Raw genomic sequence first — 19,768 nt, 5'->3', positions numbered from 1 at the left:
ACATGAAACGCTTTTTCACCTTACTGATGGCAATATGGTTATGCTTTGGGCTGTTTCCCCTGCAGGCGCTGGCCGATGGGGAGAGCGGCCTGCTGTATAACGGCGATTTTGAGGACGGCCTGATCGGCTGGACAGAATCGGTGGAAAAGCAGGAGCGCGCCGTAGAGTTTGCCCTGGAGCCCATTGGCGATGCGGCGGGCGGGGTGGGGCAGTGCCTGCGCGTGACCCAGCTGACGCAGAACAACGCCTCTATGCGCCAGACGGTGCAGGTACGGGGCAATGCGGTCTACCGCGTCTCCGGTTTTGTCTGGCTGACATCGCTGACGCAGGCGCCGGATAATACCAGCTATGGCGCCAGCATCAGTGTGACCGACCGGGATTATCTCTTTCCTCAGGTAACGACAAATGACGGTTCATGGCAATATATCGAGTACTATGTGCGCACCGGCCTGACCCAGCGGGAGATGACGGTTGCGGTTGGTTTGGGCGGCAAGGAGGCCTATTGCCAGGGCGAGGCGTATTTTGACGATATTCTGGTTGAAGAAGCGGCGGCACCGGAGGGCGCCACCGTCATTCCGTTGTACGATAACCGTATCTATATGGCGCGGGATATGGCCAAGCTTTTTGACGACCCCAATCTGGTGACCAGCCTGTGCTTTTTGCTGGGCGTGCTGTTCCTGGCCTTGTTTTTATGGGCGGTGTGGCGCTACATGGGCTCAAAAGAGCTGCTGCGGCCCGATAAAAAGATGTATGTGGGGGCCTTTGCCGTATTGATGCTGGCGGGGCTGATCTTCCGAATGGTGCTGGCGGCCAATATCGACGGCTACCCCTACGATATCGGCTGCTTTTATGGGTGGGCTTCCCGGCTCAATGAAGTGAGTTTTGGCGATTTTTACTCGCCTACCTATTTTTGCGATTATCCGCCGGGCTATTTTTACCCGCTGTGGTTGATCGGCTTTTTGCACAAGACCTTCGGGATCGAGATGTACAGCGGCCTTTCGCTGATCCTCCTCAAGCTCCCCGCGATCCTGATGGATCTGGCGGCGGGGTATATGATCATGCGCCTGGCGCGCCGGCATTTAAACGACCGCGCGGCGCTCACCCTCACGGCGGTGTATCTGTTCAACCCGGCGATCTGGATCAACTCCAGCGTCTACGGGCAGATGGACGCGTTCCTGGCGGTGCTTATCGCCTCTACGCTGCTGTTTATCGTGCGCAAGCAATATCACTGGTCCATCCTTTGCTACATGGTGGCGGTGTTGGTCAAACCCCAGGCGCTGGTGTTTGCGCCGGTCGTGGGGCTGGGGTATATTGGCGGGCTGGTTAAAGCGGCTGAGCGCAAAACGGCTTTAAAACGCATCGGCGCAGGGCTTTTGCTGGCGGCGGGGGCTTTTATCCTGCTGGCGGTGCCGTTTCTCTATAAACAAAGCGGCACGTTTATCTTTGAAAAGTATTTGACGACGCTGGCAAGCTACCCTTATGCCTCTTTAAACGCGCTGAACCTGTATGCGCTGCTGGGCTTTAACTTTGTGGATATTAATGCTCAGCTGTTGGGGCTGACCTGTGGGACCTGGGGCTATATCTTTACCGGCCTTGCTATCGTAGGCACGATTGTGGGCTGGGTCCGCTGGAGGGATAAAAAGGGCGCCTATTTCATGTTGGCGGCCCTGCTGCTCACCACGCTCTATATCCTGGGGCCCAAGATGCACGAGCGCTATCTGATGCCGGTTTTCTTGCTGCTGACGCTGGCCTATACCCAAATCAGGGACCGGCGGCTGCTCTATATCATCGGCGGCTTTGCGGCGACCAATTTTATCAATACCGCGCTGACGATGATCTGGATCCACGTGCCCAATTACAATATCTTTTATATGCTGCTGTGCGCAGTGCAGATCGGCCTGTGGGCCTACCTGCTCTATACGGCAGTACGTATATTTGAAAGGCGCAAAGTGCTTACCTTGAGCGAGGACCCGGTGCCCGAGGATATTGCGGTAGAGAAGAATACGGCCAAGGCCATGCAGGTAAAGCCGGCCTACGAAAGGCTCTTTTACGGGCGGGAGAGGGCAAAGGTGCTCTGGAGCAAGAAGGAGGTACTGCTTTTACTGGCCTTGACGCTGGTTTACGCCTGTTTTGCTTTTTTTCATCTGGGCTCGACTGAAACGCCCAAAACCTGGTGGGAGACCACCAACGATTACGAGGCTACCACGGTAGATCTGGGCGAGGTACACGACCTTTCCTATGTCATGTACTACATGGGCATCAACGAAGGGAATATCGCCATCTCCTATTCTGTGGATGGGGTGAATTGGACCGAAGGGCCGCGTATCGAATACACGCATGGGGAGATGTACCGCTGGTACCCGCTCTCCTGCCCGATGGAGGCCCGCTATATCCGCTTACGGCCCCAGACCACAGGGCTGCGGGTGCTGGAGATCGGCTTTTTGGATACGGATCAGCAGGCGGTGCCCGTACAATCCGTCACCGGCGACGATGGGAGCGAGCACGGCTTTGCTAAGGCTTTTGACGAGCAGGAAATGGTGAAAAACTGGCCGGACCCGCTCTACGGCATGTATTTTGACGAGCTGTACCACGGCCGTACGGCTTATGAGCACATCATGGGCTGGCACCCTTATGAGACGACGCATCCGCCACTTGGCAAGGTCATCATGATGGCGGGGATCGAGATGTTCGGCATGGATCCTTTCGGCTGGCGCTTTATGGGCACGGTGTTTGGCATTGCCATGGTGCCGCTGATGTACCTGATGACCCGGGCGATCTTTAAAAAGCCAAAGTGGGCCTTTGTAGGCGCCTTCTTAATGGCCTTTGACCTGATGCACTTTGTGCAGACGCGCATCGCCACCATCGACAGCTATTCCGTGTTCTTCATCATGATGATGTACGGATTTATGTACCTTTATTATGAACGCAACTTCCATCGCCAGCCGCTGCGCCAGACGCTGTGGCCGCTGATGCTGTGTGGCGTCTCCTTTGGGCTGGGGGCGGCGACCAAATGGATCTGCCTTTACGCGGGCGCGGGTCTAGCGGTCCTGTTCTTTTACACCCTGGGGCTGCGGTATAAGGAATACCGCCTGGCAAAGCGGGCGCTCAAGCAGGAAAATTATACCCCTGCGGAGAAAAAGGTTTATACAGGCGTAAAAAAGACCTTCCCCAGGGCGACGGTGATCACGCTGCTGGTCTGCCTGCTCTTTTTCATCGTCATCCCGGTGGGCATCTATGTTTTAAGCTACATCCCCGAGGCGGACGGCTTCCAAAAGCCGCTGCTGGAAACGGTATGGCAAAACCAGCAGTACATGTTCTCCTACCATAGCCAGCTGGTCGATCAGCATCCCTATGCCTCGCCCTGGTGGGAATGGGCGCTGATGATCCGGCCGACCTTCTTCTATTCCGACCAGCTGCTGCCCGAGGGCTGGACGGCCGGCATCTCCTGTATGGGCAACCCGCTCATCTGGTGGACGGGGCTGGCCGCCATCGGCTATGTATTGGCGGTGGTGCTCATCCAGCGGCGCAGCCATGCCGCCACCTATAGGATGACCTGGCAGGCGATGACAGCTTCCCGCCGCACGCTTAGCGATGGAAGGGCCGCCTTGTATGGGATCGGCGCGGCGGTGTGGGGCTCTGTTCAGTGGATTGCCGAGCGCTGGCGCAAAAATCCCCGGCTGACCTTTATCCTGATCGGGCTGGCTTCGCAATTCCTGCCTTGGGTACTGGTACCGCGCTCCACCTTCTTGTACCATTACTTTGCCTCGGTACCGTTTATGATGCTCTGCCTGGTTTTCTGCCTGCAAAAGATCGATGCGACGGGGAAAAAGGGACGCTGGGCGGTCAGGATTTTCTTAATTGCAGTATTTGCGATCTTCTGCTTTTTCCTGCCCGCGGTAACGGGGATACCGATCCCCGAGGGCTATGCCCGGCTGCTCAAATGGCTGCCGACGTGGGTTTTGTTTATCTAGATCGCCAGGGTGGCGAAGAAGGGGAGAGACCATGCTTTCTAAGATCCACAGCTTTGGCCTAAACGGCCTGGCGGGGTATGCGGTATCTGTAGAGGTGGACGTATCAAACGGCCTGCCGGCCTATGAGACCGTGGGCCTGCCGGATGCCGCCGTCAAAGAATCGCGGGAACGGGTGCGCGCGGCGCTTAGGAATGCGGGCTTTGAGTATCCCGCCCAGCGCATCACCGTCAATCTGGCCCCGGCCAATATGCGAAAAGAGGGCCCGCTTTACGATCTGCCCATTGCCATCGGCCTGCTTTGCGCCACCGCGCAGGTGCCGCGTGAGGCAGCGCAGGATTATTTGATCTGCGGGGAGCTCTCTTTGGATGGCGGCATCCGCCCGGTGACCGGCGTTTTGCCCATGGTGATTGCCGCGCGGGAGATGGGCTTTCAAAAAGTGATACTGCCCGCTGAAAACGCCGCGGAGGCCGCCTTTGTAGAAGGCATGGCGGTTTACGCCGCCCAAACCCTGAGCCAGCTGGTGGGCTCTTTGCGCGGGGAGGAGGCGCTTTCTCCCGTGCCGCTGCAATCCTTTGAGGCGCTAAGACGGGAAAGCGTATATCAGGGCGACTTTTCAGAGGTCAAGGGACAGGCTGCCGCTAAGCGAGCGCTGGAGATCGCCGCCGCCGGCGGACATAATGTGATCATGGTCGGCCCGCCTGGTTCGGGCAAGACCATGCTGGCCCATAACCTGCCCAGCATTTTGCCGGAGCTGACCTTTGACGAGGCCCTGGAGATCACCAAGATCCACAGCGTTGCGGGGCAGACGCTGCTCCATGGCGGATTGGTGACCGAGCGGCCCTTTCGCGCGCCGCATCACTCGGCTTCCGTGCCTTCTATCACCGGCGGCGGGCGCAATGCCCGGCCGGGGGAGATCAGCTTGGCGCATCTGGGCGTGTTGTTCCTTGATGAGATGCCGGAGTTTCCCCGGGAAATATTGGAGGCGCTGCGCCAGCCCCTGGAAGATGGGAATATTACGGTGGCGCGGGTCAACGCCAATTACACCTATCCGGCGCAATTTATGCTGATAGGGTCGATGAATCCCTGCCCTTGCGGCAATTTTGGTTCTGCCACGCAGGAGTGCCGGTGCACGCCACTGCAGATTCAGCGCTATTTAAACCGCATCAGCGGCCCGCTGCTGGACAGGATCGATATCCAGGTGGAGGTGCAGCCCATCACCTATACACAGCTAACGCAAAAGCAACAGCCTGAGGAGAGCTCGGCGGACATCCGCAAGCGGGTGGAGCGCGCCAGGGAGATTCAGCGAAGCCGGTATAAGCAAAAAGGCATATACTTTAACTCGCAGCTGAGCAACCGGCTGATGAACGAGGTTTGCGCCCTGGATGCGCAGGGCAGCGCGCTGCTGCGCCAGGCATTCCACCAGCTGCGCTTATCTGCGCGGGCGCACAGCCGCATTTTAAAGGTAGCAAGGACCATTGCGGACCTGGACGGGCGCGCGCAGATCGCGGCGACGGATGTTGCCGAGGCCATTCAATACCGCAGCCTGGACCGGAAGTACTGGCAGGTTTAAGGGAGGGGGAGCAGAATATGTACAGCGAGATGCAAAAATACGAGATTTGGCTGGCGACCATACCCGGCATTGGCGCCACGCATTATTTTGAACTGGTCGAGCATTTTGGTTCGGCGCAGGCTGTATTTAACGAATACCGCGCCGGCAGTTATCCGCTGGGCGAAAAGACGGAAGCGGCGCTGCTCAAAGCCCGCTCTCCCCAGCGCGTGGATGCATTGGCCCAGCGGTTGGAGCAGCGTGGCCTGCAGGCGCTTACCTTTTCACATCCCCACTATCCGGAAATTCTAAAGAGCATCGACGATCCGCCCTGCCTGCTCTACGCCATTGGCGATACCTCGCTGCTGGGCAGGCCTTCTATCGCCATGGTGGGCTCGCGGCGCGCCACGCGCTATGGCAAGGAAATGGCTTTTGAGCTGGCGCAGGACTTGGCCGCCACCGGGGCTGTGATCGTTTCCGGTATGGCCAGGGGGATCGATTCCTGCTCGCACCGCGGCGCCCTGGCTGCCGAGGGGAAGACCATTGCCGTGCTGGGCTGCGGGGTCGATGTGGTCTATCCGCCTGAAAATCAGGAGCTGTACGACGAGATCGCTAAAAAAGGGTTGCTGATTTCAGAATACTTGCCGGGTGCAGAGCCGCTTGGCAACCACTTCCCGGCGCGCAACCGCATCATCTCCGGCCTTTCTACCGCCGTGATTTTGGTGGAGGCGGGGGAGCGCAGCGGCGCGCTGCATACCTTGAATTTTGCCTTGGAGCAGGGCCGCGAGGTATTTGCGCTTCCGGGCAACATCAATTCGCCAAACAGCGCCGGCACCAACCGGATGATCCGGGACGGGGCGCACATGCTGCTGGAGTTTACCGATGTGCTGGACGAACTGGGCTGGAGCTATACCCCCAAGGCGCCCGAGGCGGCAAAAAGCAGCGGAGATCAACCCCATCCCGCCACAAATCCAGAGGAAAAGCAGGTACTCGCGCTGCTGGAGAGCGGCGAATTTAACCGCGAGGAGCTGGCCGCGCAGGTGGATTGCTCTGCGCAAAAATTAAATACGACCTTGACAATGTTGGAATTAAGGGGAATAATTAAACAGTCATCGGGCGGTATTTATCACCTATAGCTCGATGTCTTTTATCATGATTTTGGAGGTTCTTGAATGGCAGATAAGCTGGTAATTGTCGAATCGCCCGCAAAAGCCAAAACCATCAGCAAGTTTTTGGGGCATGGATATACAGTAGAAGCATCGAACGGACACGTGCGGGACCTGCCCAAAAGCCAGACCGGCGTGGACATTGAACATAATTACGAGCCTAAATACATCACCATCCGCGGCCACGGGGAGATCGTGGAAAAGCTTAAGAAAAAGGCCAAGTCCGCCAAGGCGATCTACCTGGCGACGGACCCTGACCGCGAAGGAGAGGCGATTTCCTGGCATCTGGCGCATCTTCTCAAGATGGATGACAAGGCCCCTTGCCGTATCGAATTTCATGAGATCACCAAGCAGGCGGTCAAATCCGCCATTAAAAATCCAAGGCAGATCAATATCAACCTAGTTGATGCCCAGCAGGCCCGCCGCGTGGTGGACCGCTTGGTGGGTTATTCCATCAGCCCGCTTTTGTGGGAAAAGGTGCGTAAGCGCCTGAGCGCCGGGCGCGTGCAGTCCGTAGCCACCCGTATGATCTGCGACCGGGAGGCCGAGATCAACGCCTTTCAGCCCAAAGAGTATTGGACGGTGATCGCCAAACTGCATCAGGAGGGAAAAAAGGCCTTTTTCCATGCGCGCCTGGTAACTTATAAGGGCAAGCGCATTGATGAGATCACAGCCGAGATTGCGGCTGAGGCCAAAGAACGCCTGCAGCAGGCGGAGTTCAGTGTGGATGGCGTGCGCAAGGGGGAAAAACGCAAAAACCCCCCCGCGCCTTTTACCACCAGTACTTTGCAGCAGGAGGCGGCGCGCAAGCTTTCCTTTACTACCAAGCGGACGATGATGGTCGCCCAGCAGCTTTATGAGGGCGTGGACGTAAAAGGGCAGGGCACAATCGGCCTTGTGACCTATATCCGTACCGATTCCACCCGTATCTCTACGGAAGCGCAGGAGGCGGCTAAGGAATATCTGATGGATAAATACGGTGCGGAGTATGTGCCGGAGACTTTTAACCAGTTTAAAGGCCGCCGCGGCGCGCAGGATGCCCACGAGGCCATCCGTCCCACGGTGATGAGCAACCACCCCGATCTGGTCAAGGAATCTTTGACCAGCGAGCAGTATAAGCTTTATAAATTGATCTATACCCGCTTTTTAGCCAGCCAGATGACCCCGACGCGATTTGAGACCATGACGGCTACCATTGGCGCGGGGGACTATGGTTTCCGTTTCAGCGGGGCGAAGATGAGCTTCCCCGGCTTTTCCGCCGTTTACGCCGTAGAAGCGGACGAGGCGGATGCCCAGGATGAGAGCAAGCTTTTCAACCTGCACCAGGGCGAAAAGCTGCAGTTAGAAGAGTTGGATGCGGCCCAGCACTTTACCGAGCCGCCGGCCCGCTACAGCGAGGCTTCGCTGGTGCGCGCGCTGGAGGAAAAGGGAATCGGCCGGCCCAGCACCTATGCGCCCATCATTTCCACGATTCTGGAGCGGGGATATGTGCGCCGGGAGAATAAGATGCTGGCCCCGACGGAGCTTGGCAATATTATCAACGATATTATGATGCGGTATTTCTCCTCGGTGGTGGACATCGCCTTTACCGCCCAGATGGAGGACAACCTGGACCACGTGGAAGAGGGCGATATGTCCTGGCAGAGCGTGGTGGATGAGTTCTATCAGCCCTTTAGCAAGAGCTTGGCCCACGCGCAGGAGGCTATGGAAAAGATCGAGGTCAAAGACGAGGTTTCGGATGTTACCTGCGAAAAATGCGGCGCCAAAATGGTTTATAAGATCGGGCGGTTCGGTAAGTTTTTGGCTTGCCCCAACTATCCACAGTGCAAAAACACCCGGCCCATCGTACAGGAGCTGGAGGTGCCCTGCCCCAAGTGCGGCAGCAAGCTGGTGGTGCGGCGCAGCAAGCGCGGCCGTACGTTTTATGGATGTGAAAAATATCCCGAGTGCGATTTTGTCAGCTGGAATATGCCGGTGAAAGAGAAGTGCCCGGAGTGCGGCGGTTACATGGTGCTGCGCAAGCGCAACGGCGTGAATATCCACCAATGCGCGAATGAAGAGTGCGGCTACAGCCACAATGCGGATGCGCCCCAGCCGTCTTAAGGAAGGATTATGCTAAAGGATAAACGTGTTACGATTATAGGTGCGGGCCTTGCCGGCTGTGAGGCGGCTTGGCAGTTGGCCCAGCGCAATATTCCGGTGCGCCTTTGTGAAATGCGCCCGGAGCAGATGACCCCGGCGCATAAGACCGGCAACTTTGCCGAACTCGTGTGCAGCAACAGCCTGCGCAGCGACCGGCTGGAAAACGCAGTCGGCCTGCTGAAAGAGGAGATGCGCCTGCTTGATTCGCTGATCATGCAGGCGGCGGATCATGCCCGCGTCCCGGCAGGGGGCGCTTTGGCGGTAGACCGGGAGGATTTCTCGGGCTTTATTACCGCGCGCCTTAGTGAGCACCCAATGGTAGAAGTCGCTTATGGCGAATGTACCGAACTGCCCGAGGGGCCCGTCATCATCGCGGCGGGGCCGCTGGCTTCAGATGCGCTGGGCGAGGTGATCGCTCGGAATCTGAAGCTTGAGCGCATGCACTTTTTCGATGCGGCTGCGCCCATCGTCCTTAAAGAATCGCTGAATATGGATATTATCTTTCCCGCGTCCCGCTATGGACGAGGGGAGGATTATTTGAATTGCCCCATGACCGAGGAACAGTATTTTGCCTTTTATGAGGCGCTGATCCACGCACAGGAGGCGCCGGTACACGGTTTTGAGGACCAAAAGGTGTTTGAAGGCTGTATGCCGGTAGAGGTAATGGCCAAGCGCGGCCCGCAGACGCTGGCCTATGGTCCGCTCAAGCCCATCGGCTTGCGCGATCCGCGTACGGGTGCGCGCCCCTATGCCGTGGTGCAGCTGCGCCAGGACGACCGGGAAGGGCGGCTGTACAACCTGGTAGGCTTCCAGACCCATCTGAAATTTGGCGAGCAAAAACGGGTGTTTTCTATGATACCCGGCCTTGAAAATGCGGAATTTGTGCGCTATGGCGTTATGCACCGCAATACGTACATCCATTCGCCCGGAGTGCTGAGCGCCCACTACCAAATGTTAGCCAGGCCGGACGTGTTTTTCGCCGGGCAGATCACCGGCGTGGAGGGCTATGTGGAATCCGCCGCCAGCGGCCTTGTGGCCGGGCGGGGAATGGCCGCCTACCTTTTGGATGAGCCAGTCCCCGAATTTGGCGATATCACGGCCATCGGCGCGCTGGGGCACTATGTTTCCAGCTATGCTGGCAGCGATTTTCAGCCGATGAACGCCAATTTCGGCATCATGCGTCCGCTGGAAAAGCGCATCCGCAACAAAAAAGAAAAGAACCTGGCCATCGCCCAGCGCGCGCTGGAACATATCAAGACCTTGGTTTAACGTAAAATGGAGCGGACCCTTTGCGCGGTTTGGCAGGATGGTTCCATTAAGAGTAACCGGCATAGCGCAAGCTAGCGGTTTGCCAAAGTGCCGCCGAATATGGTAGGATGGAGTATTGATAGCTGTAGACCAGAACGATAACGAGATTTTAAGATAAGGAAGTAATAAAATGTTGGAAGGAACGACGATTGTAGCCGTCAAACGGGACGGCACCTGTGCCATCGCAGGCGATGGGCAGGTCACCATGGGCGAAAAAGTCGTCATGAAGCGCGGCGCCGTTAAGGTACGCCGGATCTATAATGGCAGGGTGATCGTAGGCTTTGCAGGGTCTGTAGCCGATGCCTTTACTTTGAGCGAGCGCTTCGAGGCGAAGTTGGAACAGTATGGCGGCAACCTGCCGCGCGCCGCCGTTGAGCTGGCGCAGGATTGGCATGGTGAGCGGGCCGGCCGCCAGTTAGAGGCGATGCTGATCGCGGCAGATGCGCAGGATCTTTTGGTGCTCTCGGGCAGTGGAGAGGTGATCGACCCGGACGATGGTGTGGTTGCTATCGGCTCGGGCGGCTCGTATGCCTATGCCGCGGCCAAGGCGCTGGTGGAGAATACCGCGCTTCCGGCACGGGATATTGCGCAAAAGGCGATTTTGATCGCCAGTTCGATCTGTGTATTTACCAATGACCATATTACCGTTGAGGAGATCAGCGCGGAAAAACCGCAGGAGGTCAGGAGCTTACCATGTCCAACTTAACGCCAAGACAGATTGTTGAAGAATTAAACCGATATATCATTGGCCAGGATAACGCCAAGCGGATGGTCGCCATCGCTTTGCGCAACCGCTACCGCCGCAGCCAGCTGCCAGAGGAGATCCGCGAGGAGATCACGCCCAAAAATATCCTGATGATCGGCCCCACGGGCGTGGGGAAGACCGAGATCGCGCGGCGTCTGGCCAAACTGGTGCAGGCTCCCTTTGTCAAGGTGGAGGCGACTAAGTTTACAGAGGTCGGCTACGTCGGACGGGATGTGGAATCCATGATCCGCGACCTGGTGGAGGCCTCTATTCGCATGGTCAAGCAGCAGCGTTTGGATGCGGTACAGGTGCGCGCACAGGCCAACGCCGAACAGCGCCTGTTGGATCTTTTGATCCCCTCCAAGAAAAAGAAGACCACTTCCAATCCCTTCGACTTTTTTACCGGCGCCAACCAGCAGCATGAGGAAACTCCGGCGATCGCCGAGCCCATGGATGAGACGGAGCGTACCCGCCGCCAGGCGGTGCTCGATCAGCTGCGCCGGGGAGAGCTGGATAACCGCGTGATGGAGATCGAAGTAGACGACCAGCCCCGCGGCCTGGAACTGGTGCCCGGTATGAATGCCGAGATCAATATGCAGGATATCCTGGGCGGTATCCTGCCCAAGCAGCGCAAACGGCGCAAGGTGACTTTGGCCGAGGCCCGCAAGATCCTGGAGCAGGAAGAGGCGCAAAAGCTGATCGATATGGATGAGGTAACGGCCGAGGCTGTAGAGCGCGCGGAACAGGACGGCATTATTTTCCTGGATGAGATCGATAAGGTCGCGGGCAAAAACATGTCCGGCGGGCCGGATGTATCGCGCGAGGGCGTGCAGCGGGATATTCTGCCCATCGTCGAGGGCAGCACGGTGATGACCAAGTACGGTCCAGTTAAGACTGATTATATGCTCTTTATCGCCGCCGGCGCTTTCCATGTCAGCAAGGTAGGGGATCTGATCCCCGAGCTGCAGGGGCGCTTCCCTATCCACGTGGAGCTGCAAAACCTTACACGTGAGGATATGCAAAAGATACTGACCCAGCCTGATAATGCGTTGATCAAGCAGTATGCGGCGCTGCTGGCGGTGGATAATGTCGAGGTCAGCTTTGACGAAAGCGCTATCTTGGCCATTGCCGACCACGCCTTTGATGTCAACGAAACAAAAGAGAATATCGGCGCGCGGCGTTTGCATACCATTTTAGAGAACCTGCTGGAGGATCTGTCCTTTGAGGCGGGCGAGCAGCAGGGCGTGCGCCAGATCACGGTGGATGCGGCCTACGTGCGCGAGCACTTGGGGCTTACCAGCCGTGAACAGGACTTGAAAAAGTATATTTTGTAATTAAAGCGGGCCAGCCGGCGGCGGTTTTGCGTTATTTCGCCGCCGGCAGTGGTCTGTCTATGTGTTTTTATGGCCGTACGGCAATATTAAGCTAAATAGAACGGATGAGGGGCAAAGTGTGTTCCCCGGGCGTCTTGCAAAGGTTCAGCCAGGCCTTTTTATTGTTTAGGGCTATGGCGGGGGATATCTGTGTCTAAATCGCGATACCTTGGTAAAACTAGATAGAGGGGTAGTCTGCGCTTTCGGGCGGTCAACCGGGCCGCAAAAAGCGTTGGAGGGCCTAAAAGGGTCCGTAATACATGTGATTTTAATGGCAGCCTGTGCTGTGTGCTTGCAGGTTGCACTAAAATAAAATGCCATAAACGCGCTTTGCCGATTTGAGCGAGGGCAAAATCTGCGTTTCGTGGCGAACTTTAACGCAATCTATAAAAGGAGGGGACGCTATTTGGCGAACAAAAAACAACAAAGGCCTAAACTACAGATCATCCCGCTGGGCGGGGTGGATGAGATCGGAAAGAATATGACCGCGTTCGTATATGGAGACGATATGATTCTGGTGGACTGCGGCTCCATGTTTCCCCAGGAAGAGATGCTGGGGATCGACCTGGTCATTCCGGATATAACTTTCTTGGTCAAAAATCGGGACAAACTGCGCGCGATTTTGATCACGCACGGGCACGAGGACCATATCGGCGCCATGCCCTATGTGCTGCGTGAGCTGCCCGTGCCGGTATACGGCACCCAGCTTTCCCTGGGGCTGATCGAAAATAAGCTGAAAGAGCACCGCATCAACAACGCCAAGCTCAATACCATCGCGGCCGGCGATAAGATCAGCATCGGCTGCTTTACTATCGAATTCATTAAGGTGTGCCACAGTATCGCCGGGGCGGTAGCGCTGGCTATCCATACGCCTGTGGGGACGGTGGTGCATACCGGCGATTTTAAGATCGATTATACGCCCATAGACGGCGTGCCCACCGACCTTGCAAAGTTCGCTTTGCTGGGTAAACAGGGCGTGCTCTGTTTGCTGGGGGAGAGCACCAATGTGGAACGCCCCGGCTCTACGATCAGCGAACGCAAGATCGGCGAGACCTTCGAGACCTTTTTCCGCTCGGCGAAGGGCCGCATCATCGTGGCGACCTTTGCCTCGAACATCCACCGCATCCAGCAGATTATCGATGCGGCTAAGAATCATCGCCGCAAAATCTGCCTTTCCGGCCGTAGCATGATCAATGTAGCGAACATGGCCACCTCCCTTGGGGAGATGCATATTCCCGATGGCATGCTGATCGAGCTGGACGATGTAAAACGCTACAGGGACGATCAGCTGGTGATCATTACCACCGGCAGCCAGGGCGAGGCGATGAGCGCGCTGGTCCGTATGGCCATGAGCGAGCACCGGCAGCTGGATATCCATCCCGGCGATACGGTCATTATCTCGGCTACGCCGATCCCGGGCAACGAAAAATTCGTATCCCGCGTGATCAACCAGCTTTACCGCAAGGGGGCCCGGGTGATTTACGACGCCCTGGCTGAGGTGCATACCTCCGGCCATGCGCGTCAGGAGGAGCTTAAATTGATCCACTCGCTGGTCAAACCCAAGTTCTTCGTGCCGATCCACGGCGAATACCGCCACCTGGTACAGCATGCGGAATTGGCCAAAAGCCTTGGGATGCGGGATAAAAACGTATTTATCCCCGAGTGCGGCGGGGTTCTGGAGTTCTCCCGCAACAGCGCGCAGCGCGCCGGCGAGGTCGTCGCCGGACAGGTGCTGGTGGACGGGCTGGGTATAGGCGATGTGGGCAACGTGGTCCTGCGGGACCGCAAACATCTCTCCGAAGACGGTTTGATGGTCGCGGTACTGGCGCTTTCCAAGGAGACGGGCGAGTTGATCTCCGAGCCTGAGATCATTTCCCGCGGATTCGTCTATGTTAAGGAAAGCGAGGACTTGATTGCCGGTGCGCGCGCCGCCATTGAGAGCGCTATCGCTTCTACCACGCGCAATACCCCGCGTAAGGAATGGGGTAACGTCAAGAACGTGGTACGCAACCGCCTGCGGGAGTATCTGTATGAAAAAACCAAGCGCAATCCGATGATTTTGCCCATCGTGGTTGAGCTTTAAGGAGGGGAATACCGTGAATCCTTATGATCTGGCGCATCAGCTGGCCCACGCGCTGGCACAGAGCGATGAGTACCAGCAGTTTCAGGCGCTAAAAGAGCGGATCAATGCGGATGAAAACGCGAAGAAAATGGTGGATGCCTACAAAAAGGAGCAGTTTAAAATGCAGGCAGCCGTTCTCAGCGGCAAACCGGCGGACCCGGAACTGATGGAAAACCTCAAGCGCATGGGTTTGGTGATGCAGTATAATCAAGATATCAGCGCATACCTGATGGCGGAATACCGGATGAACCAGCTGATGAGCGATATTTTTAAGATCCTGGGCGACGCGGTCCAGATCGACCTGGGTTTTTTGGAAAATCAAGAGGGATAACAGGCCTCAAAAGCAGCGGATCATATGATTCGCTGCTTTTTCTATATTGGATGTATGTAGAGGGATTTACCTTATACTTTAATTCATAGTATATACTTTTCATAGATAGGGGATTGAGAAGGAAGCATTTTCCCCGCCATCGCATAAAAGGCCCCAGGCGCTGGCCTGGGGCAGGTGCGGTTGATTAAAGCTGAGAGACAAAGTCGCGCAGGCTCTCCAACTCGCCCACGAGAGGCACGCTGATCACCTTGGATAGCGCCTGATTAAGCGCTTCGTATTGGTTCCCTGTCTGGATGATCTCATCGTCTGCATGCTGATAGAGGTTTTCCAGCCGCCGGTCGATCTCCTGAAGAATAATCGTTTTAGTCTCTTTCATCGTACAATACTCCTTTACAAAGATAGTCGTTTTATTAACTGTTCATATGTCGTTAGTATGGCGAAGGTGCACCTAAAACATGCAGTAAAAGGCCAACTGAAATTCTAAATCTGCCCAAACATCCCGCAAATCAAAGAAATATTTGCCAGTCCAATGAAATAATGGATGACGAACCTTGCAATTTTAGGCTATAATAAGGATATATCATGCGAAAGGGGCTTAAAGAGCATGCGTTTGCCGCTTTGGGATGAGAGACGTATCCCACTTTGGGATGGCGAGATCGGACAGGAAGCGCCATCGCTAACGCCATATCTGTGCGATAGAGAAAAACCTAAAGGCGCGGTGATCGTCTGCCCTGGCGGGGCTTACGCCTTTAAGGCCGAGCACGAGGGCGAGCCGGTGGCAAAACTGCTGGGTGCAGGAGGCTGGCATGCGTTTGTGCTGGATTACCGCGTGGCGCCTTATCGCGCGCCGGCGGCTTTGCAGGATGTGCTGCGCGCCGTTCGCCTGGTTCGCCATCGAGCGTCACAGTGGGGTATAGCTGGTAAGCCAGTGGCGATATTGGGGTTTTCCGCAGGCGGTCATTTGGCCGGATGTGCCGGTATGATGTATGATGAGGCACAGCTCGATGCGGCAGATCCGGTGGACAGGGTAGACAGTAGGCCCGATGGTGTGGTATTATGCTATCCGGTTGTTTCTTTTCTGAAAGCCATGCATGTAGGCTCTCGCAGTAATCTGCTGGGCGAATCCGGCGGGCCGGATCTTTGGAAACAATGGTCGCTTGAAACGCGTGTGCATCCGGCTATGCCGCCAGCCTTTATCTGGCATACGGCGGAGGACCGCTCGGTCCCGGTGCAAAATTCCCTGATGCTGGGCGATGCGCTGGCAAAGGCAAACGTAGCTTATGAGCTGCATGTGTTTGCCCATGGCCCCCATGGCCTTGGCGCAACGGAGGAGGCCTTACAGAATACCGATTGGATGAACCTTTGCCTGCGGTGGCTGGGGAGGCTGCAGGCGAGTTAACCTTTTTGTACGTTAGGATTTTTAAATGAGGTGAGTGGATGGAACTTACTTGGGAGGAACAGCTGGAGCAGCAAAGGCAGGCACGCCGCAGCGAGATCATAGAGACGGCGCGGACGCTGTTTTTAAAGATGGATCTCAATGGCGTAAGCATGAAGGATATTGCCGCCAATTCCGGCATCAGCCGCGTAACGCTGTATAAATACTTTAAATCTATAGACGAGGTGGCCTTTGAGGTTCAAATGCAGGTCTTGGGCTCGCTGTTCGACTATATGGCTTCGGTAGACGATAGCACGCTGGACGGGCTGGTGCGGATGCGCAATCATCTGGACGCCTGGATAGACTTTTACCAAAAGCATACGAATTATTTTTGCTTCGTGGGTCTTTTTGACCATTATTATCGGGAACGGTATCCTTCGGAGGATCTCCAGAACCGGTACCGGAATTTCTTTAAAAAGGGCAGAAATATCCGGCGGGATATGATCGAAAGCGGGATACAGCAGGGGTTGATTCGCCCTGAGGTGGATGCGAAGGACGCGGCTGTGACCTTTACCAATATCTTCCTGGGGCTGTGCGTACGTCTGGCCTCACGAGAAGATATTTTAAAGGCGGAGCAGAGCGTGGACCCTGCTGGGCAGCTGAAGCTGACGCGGGATATCCTGATGCAGTATCTTAAAAAATAGTACAAAAGCCGGATGGCATCATTATTAAAGACTGATTGGAAGGGGTTTAAACGGTGAGAACGGTAGGAACAGTATCGCGGGGCATCCGCACGCCCATCATCAAACAAGGGGACGACTTGGTCAAGATTGTGGCGGATTCAGTCATCCAAGCAGCACAGAGCGAGGGCTTTGCGCTGCGCGACCGCGACGTGATCGGCATTACAGAGGCGGTTTTGGGCCGCGCACAGGGCAATTATGCGACGTTGGAGCAGATCGCTGCTGATGTCCGCGCTAAAACGGGCGGCGGAACGGTGGGGGTCATCTTCCCCATCCTGAGCCGCAACCGTTTTTCGCTGCTGCTCAGCGGTATTGCTAAGGGCGTAGACAAGCTGATCGTCCAGCTCAGCTATCCGGCTGACGAGGTGGGCAACCATCTGATCTCAGAGGATATGCTGGATGAATCCGGCCTGAATCCCTTTACCGACGTGTTGGATGAGGCCGCGTTCCGCAAATATTTCGGCGAGGTTACCCATCCCTTTACGGGCGTGGACTATGTCAGCTTTTATAAAAGCCTGTCCGACCATATCGAGATCATCTTCGCCAACGATCCCAGGGCCATGCTGCAGTATACCGATACAGTGATCGCCGCGGATATCCATACCCGTAAGCGCACCAAGCGCATGCTGAAAGCGGCTGGGGTCAAAATCGTGCTGGGGCTGGACGACCTGTTGACCGAATCCGTCGATGGCAGCGGTTTTAACCCGGACTATGGCCTTTTAGGCTCAAATAAGGCCACGGAGGACAGTGTCAAACTATTCCCGAAGGATGGGCAGCCCTTTGTCGAGGCCATTGCCCAGATGCTTTTAGAGCGCACGGGCAAGCACATCGAAGTCATGGTCTATGGCGACGGCGGCTTTAAAGATCCCCAGGGCGGAATCTGGGAGCTGGCCGATCCTGTGGTATCCCCGGCATACACCAGCGGGTTAAAGGGCACGCCAAACGAGCTGAAGCTCAAATACCTGGCCGATAACCAGTTTGCCCATCTGGAGGGCGAGCAGGCGCGCGCCGCCATGCAGGAAGCGATTCGCCAGAAAAGGGCGCAGGGAGAAAGCCTGGTGGGGCAGATGGTTTCGGAAGGGACGACCCCGCGCCAGCTGACCGACCTGCTGGGCAGCCTTTGCGACCTGACCAGCGGCAGCGGCGACAAGGGCACGCCGGTGGTGTTGATCCAGGGGTATTTTGACGACTATGCAAGCAATTAATCGCTAGATAGATACAACGATTAAAGGGGCGCTGGCCAAGAAAAGTAGCTGGCGCCCCTTTTGGGTAAAATAAAAATGAACAGATGCTTTGCAATTTTACAATTGCATGGTTATAATGTGTTTGTGCTGCATTGAGGGGTGTGGCAAAAACGTTGTTGGAGTTGAGAATGGTGAAAAACAATATTGGCCATCGGTTCGGACAGATCCGGCGGCTACACCGTATGCTTGTGGATGCGCAGCTGGGGGATATCGGGCTTTCTCCCGGGCAGCCGCCGGTCATCATGTTGCTGCATGAGATGAGCGGTTGTACGCATAACGAACTGGCCCATGCCATGGATATACGCCCAGCGACCCTGACCGTCATGCTGACGCGGATGGAGCGGGCTGGTTGGGTAGAGCGCAAGGGCGACCAGCGCGATCACCGCATATCCCGTATTTTTTCTACAGAGAAGGGCGAGCAGGCATACGAGTTTCTGCGCCGTGTTTCAGATGAGAACGAGCGGCTGATGCTTTCGAACCTTCCGCCTGAGGACATTCTGGTGTTGAACCGGTGTATCGTACAGATGACGGCCAACATGCAAAGGGAGCTTGCGCGCATCCTGGAGGATAAGCAGCAAAAGATTAAAAAGGCATAAAAAGAGCCCGGAGGAAATTTCTCCGGGCCCTTTTTTACTATATTTACGCTGCTTTATCGCGGGGTGTTTTTGATCTCGGTCCAAATCTGCTCGTAATAAGAGAGGTTGTCGCCCAGATCGTGGAAGATCTCGCAGTTATTGATGACATCGTCCGAAGGGTTGAAGGCCTCGGCCTCCATAAACGGATACTCGTTTTCCTCTAAAATATCCAGCGCCTCGGGCACAGGGGTAGAGTAGCCGATGTATTCGGTATTGCGGGCCGCGATGTCCGGGCGGCACATAAAGTCGATAAACTTCTGCGCGTACTCAGGGTTCTTCGCATTTTTGGGGATGACCATGGCGTCGAACCAGAAGTTTGACCCCTCCTTGGGTACGAAATAGTCCAGGTCCTCGTTCTCGCTCATGGCGTATACCGCATCGCCCGACCAGACCACGGCCATGGCCGCCTCGCCGCGGATCATCTTATCCTTGCCCTCGTCCACCACATAGGCCAGCGCCAGCGGCCACTGCTCCTGCAGGGCTACCTTAGCCGCCTCAATCTCATCCTTATTCTGGGTATTGAGCGAATAGCCCAGCTTTTTAAGGGTGATGCCCAGAGAATCGCGGATGGAATCGATCATCAAAATTTGATCTTTATACTGTTCATCCCACAGCACATCCCAGCTGTCCGGCGTACCGTTCACCATGGTCTTATTGTAAAGGATGCCCACGGTTCCCCACATATAGGGAACGGAGTACTCGTTATTCGGGTCGTAATCCAGATCCTTGAACTGGTCGCCGATCTTGCCGTAGTTCTCCAGCTTGGAGGTATCGATGGTCTGCAGCATGTCGTTTTGAATCATACGCTCGATCATATAATCCGAAGGGAAAACCACGTCATAACTGACGCCGCCCTTTTCCATCAGCGCATACATATCCTCGTTCGTCGTAAAGCGGGAGTATTTTACGGTGATACCGGTCTCTTCCTCAAAATCCTTGAGCACTTCCGGATCGATATAATCCTCCCAGTTGTACACCTGCACGGTGGGGGTGTTCTGGCAGCCCACCAACGCAAAGCAGGTGGTTACCAACAGCAACAGCGCGAGCAGCAGGGTCCCCGTTTTTTTCAT

15 protein-coding genes are annotated in these 19,768 nt (G+C 56.0%); 13 read left to right on the top strand and 2 right to left on the bottom strand.

The window, feature by feature from the left end:
• Nucleotides 1-2 precede the first annotated feature (2 nt).
• The 9 genes from H8699_RS05700 (at nucleotide 3) to H8699_RS05660 (ending at nucleotide 14,704) form a co-directional block, all read left to right on the top strand.
• Complete coding sequence (locus tag H8699_RS05700) at nucleotides 3-3,971, top strand: phospholipid carrier-dependent glycosyltransferase (protein ID WP_249284850.1); 3,969 nt, start codon at nucleotides 3-5, stop codon at nucleotides 3,969-3,971.
• A 31-nt stretch (nucleotides 3,972-4,002) separates the two neighbouring features.
• Nucleotides 4,003-5,541 carry a YifB family Mg chelatase-like AAA ATPase gene (locus H8699_RS05695; RefSeq protein ID WP_249284849.1) on the top strand — a complete coding sequence of 513 codons (1,539 nt, stop codon included), beginning with the start codon at nucleotides 4,003-4,005 and terminating at the stop codon, nucleotides 5,539-5,541.
• A gap of 17 nt (nucleotides 5,542-5,558) precedes the next feature.
• Complete coding sequence (dprA, locus tag H8699_RS05690; protein ID WP_249284848.1) at nucleotides 5,559-6,653, top strand: DNA-processing protein DprA; 1,095 nt, start codon at nucleotides 5,559-5,561, stop codon at nucleotides 6,651-6,653.
• Nucleotides 6,654-6,689: 36 nt separating this feature from the next.
• Nucleotides 6,690-8,786, top strand: a complete 2,097-nt coding sequence (topA, locus tag H8699_RS05685; RefSeq protein WP_138295971.1) for a type I DNA topoisomerase — start codon at nucleotides 6,690-6,692, stop codon at nucleotides 8,784-8,786.
• Nucleotides 8,787-8,795: 9 nt separating this feature from the next.
• Complete coding sequence (gene trmFO / locus H8699_RS05680; protein WP_249284847.1) at nucleotides 8,796-10,094, top strand: methylenetetrahydrofolate--tRNA-(uracil(54)-C(5))-methyltransferase (FADH(2)-oxidizing) TrmFO; 1,299 nt, start codon at nucleotides 8,796-8,798, stop codon at nucleotides 10,092-10,094.
• A 169-nt stretch (nucleotides 10,095-10,263) separates the two neighbouring features.
• Entirely contained in the window at nucleotides 10,264-10,839 is a 576-nt protein-coding gene (gene hslV, locus H8699_RS05675; protein ID WP_147517866.1) for an ATP-dependent protease subunit HslV, read from the top strand.
• Entirely contained in the window at nucleotides 10,827-12,212 is a 1,386-nt protein-coding gene (gene hslU / locus H8699_RS05670) for an ATP-dependent protease ATPase subunit HslU (protein WP_249284846.1), read from the top strand. The genes hslV and hslU overlap by 13 nt, the downstream gene beginning before the upstream one ends.
• Before the next feature lie 445 nt (nucleotides 12,213-12,657).
• The gene (locus H8699_RS05665) at nucleotides 12,658-14,334 is read left to right on the top strand and encodes a ribonuclease J (RefSeq protein WP_249284845.1); all 1,677 of its coding nucleotides are present in this window, start codon (nucleotides 12,658-12,660) and stop codon (nucleotides 14,332-14,334) included.
• Between the two features lie 13 nt (nucleotides 14,335-14,347).
• Nucleotides 14,348-14,704, top strand: coding sequence for a YlbF family regulator (locus H8699_RS05660; protein WP_138295966.1), 357 nt, complete (start codon nucleotides 14,348-14,350; stop codon nucleotides 14,702-14,704).
• Between the two features lie 184 nt (nucleotides 14,705-14,888).
• On the opposite strand, the gene H8699_RS05655 is transcribed toward H8699_RS05660, so the two are convergent.
• Entirely contained in the window at nucleotides 14,889-15,080 is a 192-nt protein-coding gene (locus H8699_RS05655; RefSeq protein WP_249284844.1) for a hypothetical protein, read from the bottom strand.
• 228 nt (nucleotides 15,081-15,308) lie between these two features.
• Between H8699_RS05655 and H8699_RS05650 the strand changes: the two genes are divergently transcribed.
• From H8699_RS05650 to H8699_RS05635, 4 genes are all read left to right on the top strand, one after another.
• Complete coding sequence (locus H8699_RS05650) at nucleotides 15,309-16,103, top strand: alpha/beta hydrolase (RefSeq protein ID WP_249284843.1); 795 nt, start codon at nucleotides 15,309-15,311, stop codon at nucleotides 16,101-16,103.
• Nucleotides 16,104-16,141: 38 nt separating this feature from the next.
• Nucleotides 16,142-16,783 carry a TetR/AcrR family transcriptional regulator gene (locus H8699_RS05645; RefSeq protein WP_249284842.1) on the top strand — a complete coding sequence of 214 codons (642 nt, stop codon included), beginning with the start codon at nucleotides 16,142-16,144 and terminating at the stop codon, nucleotides 16,781-16,783.
• Nucleotides 16,784-16,836: 53 nt separating this feature from the next.
• Nucleotides 16,837-18,024: a coenzyme F420-0:L-glutamate ligase gene (locus H8699_RS05640; protein WP_249284841.1), complete on the top strand. Its 1,188-nt coding sequence runs from the start codon at nucleotides 16,837-16,839 to the stop codon at nucleotides 18,022-18,024.
• Nucleotides 18,025-18,176: 152 nt separating this feature from the next.
• The gene (locus H8699_RS05635) at nucleotides 18,177-18,659 is read left to right on the top strand and encodes a MarR family winged helix-turn-helix transcriptional regulator (RefSeq protein WP_249284840.1); all 483 of its coding nucleotides are present in this window, start codon (nucleotides 18,177-18,179) and stop codon (nucleotides 18,657-18,659) included.
• A gap of 53 nt (nucleotides 18,660-18,712) precedes the next feature.
• Here H8699_RS05635 and H8699_RS05630 read toward each other — a convergent pair whose 3' ends face one another.
• On the bottom strand, nucleotides 18,713-19,768 hold the full coding sequence (locus tag H8699_RS05630; RefSeq protein ID WP_249284839.1) for an ABC transporter substrate-binding protein: 1,056 nt from the start codon (nucleotides 19,766-19,768) through the stop codon (nucleotides 18,713-18,715).

Source organism: Luoshenia tenuis (assembly GCF_014384745.1).
GTDB lineage: Bacteria > Bacillota > Clostridia > Christensenellales.
This window is presented reverse-complemented; position numbering and strand designations above follow the sequence as displayed.

Coding starts and splice junctions, on each gene's coding strand:
- H8699_RS05700 (WP_249284850.1), top strand. CDS start 3: ATGAAACGCTTTTTCACCTTACTGATGGCAATATGGTTATGCTTTGGG.
- H8699_RS05695 (WP_249284849.1), top strand. CDS start 4,003: ATGCTTTCTAAGATCCACAGCTTTGGCCTAAACGGCCTGGCGGGGTAT.
- dprA (WP_249284848.1), top strand. CDS start 5,559: ATGTACAGCGAGATGCAAAAATACGAGATTTGGCTGGCGACCATACCC.
- topA (WP_138295971.1), top strand. CDS start 6,690: ATGGCAGATAAGCTGGTAATTGTCGAATCGCCCGCAAAAGCCAAAACC.
- trmFO (WP_249284847.1), top strand. CDS start 8,796: ATGCTAAAGGATAAACGTGTTACGATTATAGGTGCGGGCCTTGCCGGC.
- hslV (WP_147517866.1), top strand. CDS start 10,264: ATGTTGGAAGGAACGACGATTGTAGCCGTCAAACGGGACGGCACCTGT.
- hslU (WP_249284846.1), top strand. CDS start 10,827: ATGTCCAACTTAACGCCAAGACAGATTGTTGAAGAATTAAACCGATAT.
- H8699_RS05655 (WP_249284844.1), bottom strand. CDS start 15,080: ATGAAAGAGACTAAAACGATTATTCTTCAGGAGATCGACCGGCGGCTG.
- H8699_RS05650 (WP_249284843.1), top strand. CDS start 15,309: ATGCGTTTGCCGCTTTGGGATGAGAGACGTATCCCACTTTGGGATGGC.
- H8699_RS05645 (WP_249284842.1), top strand. CDS start 16,142: ATGGAACTTACTTGGGAGGAACAGCTGGAGCAGCAAAGGCAGGCACGC.
- H8699_RS05630 (WP_249284839.1), bottom strand. CDS start 19,768: ATGAAAAAAACGGGGACCCTGCTGCTCGCGCTGTTGCTGTTGGTAACC.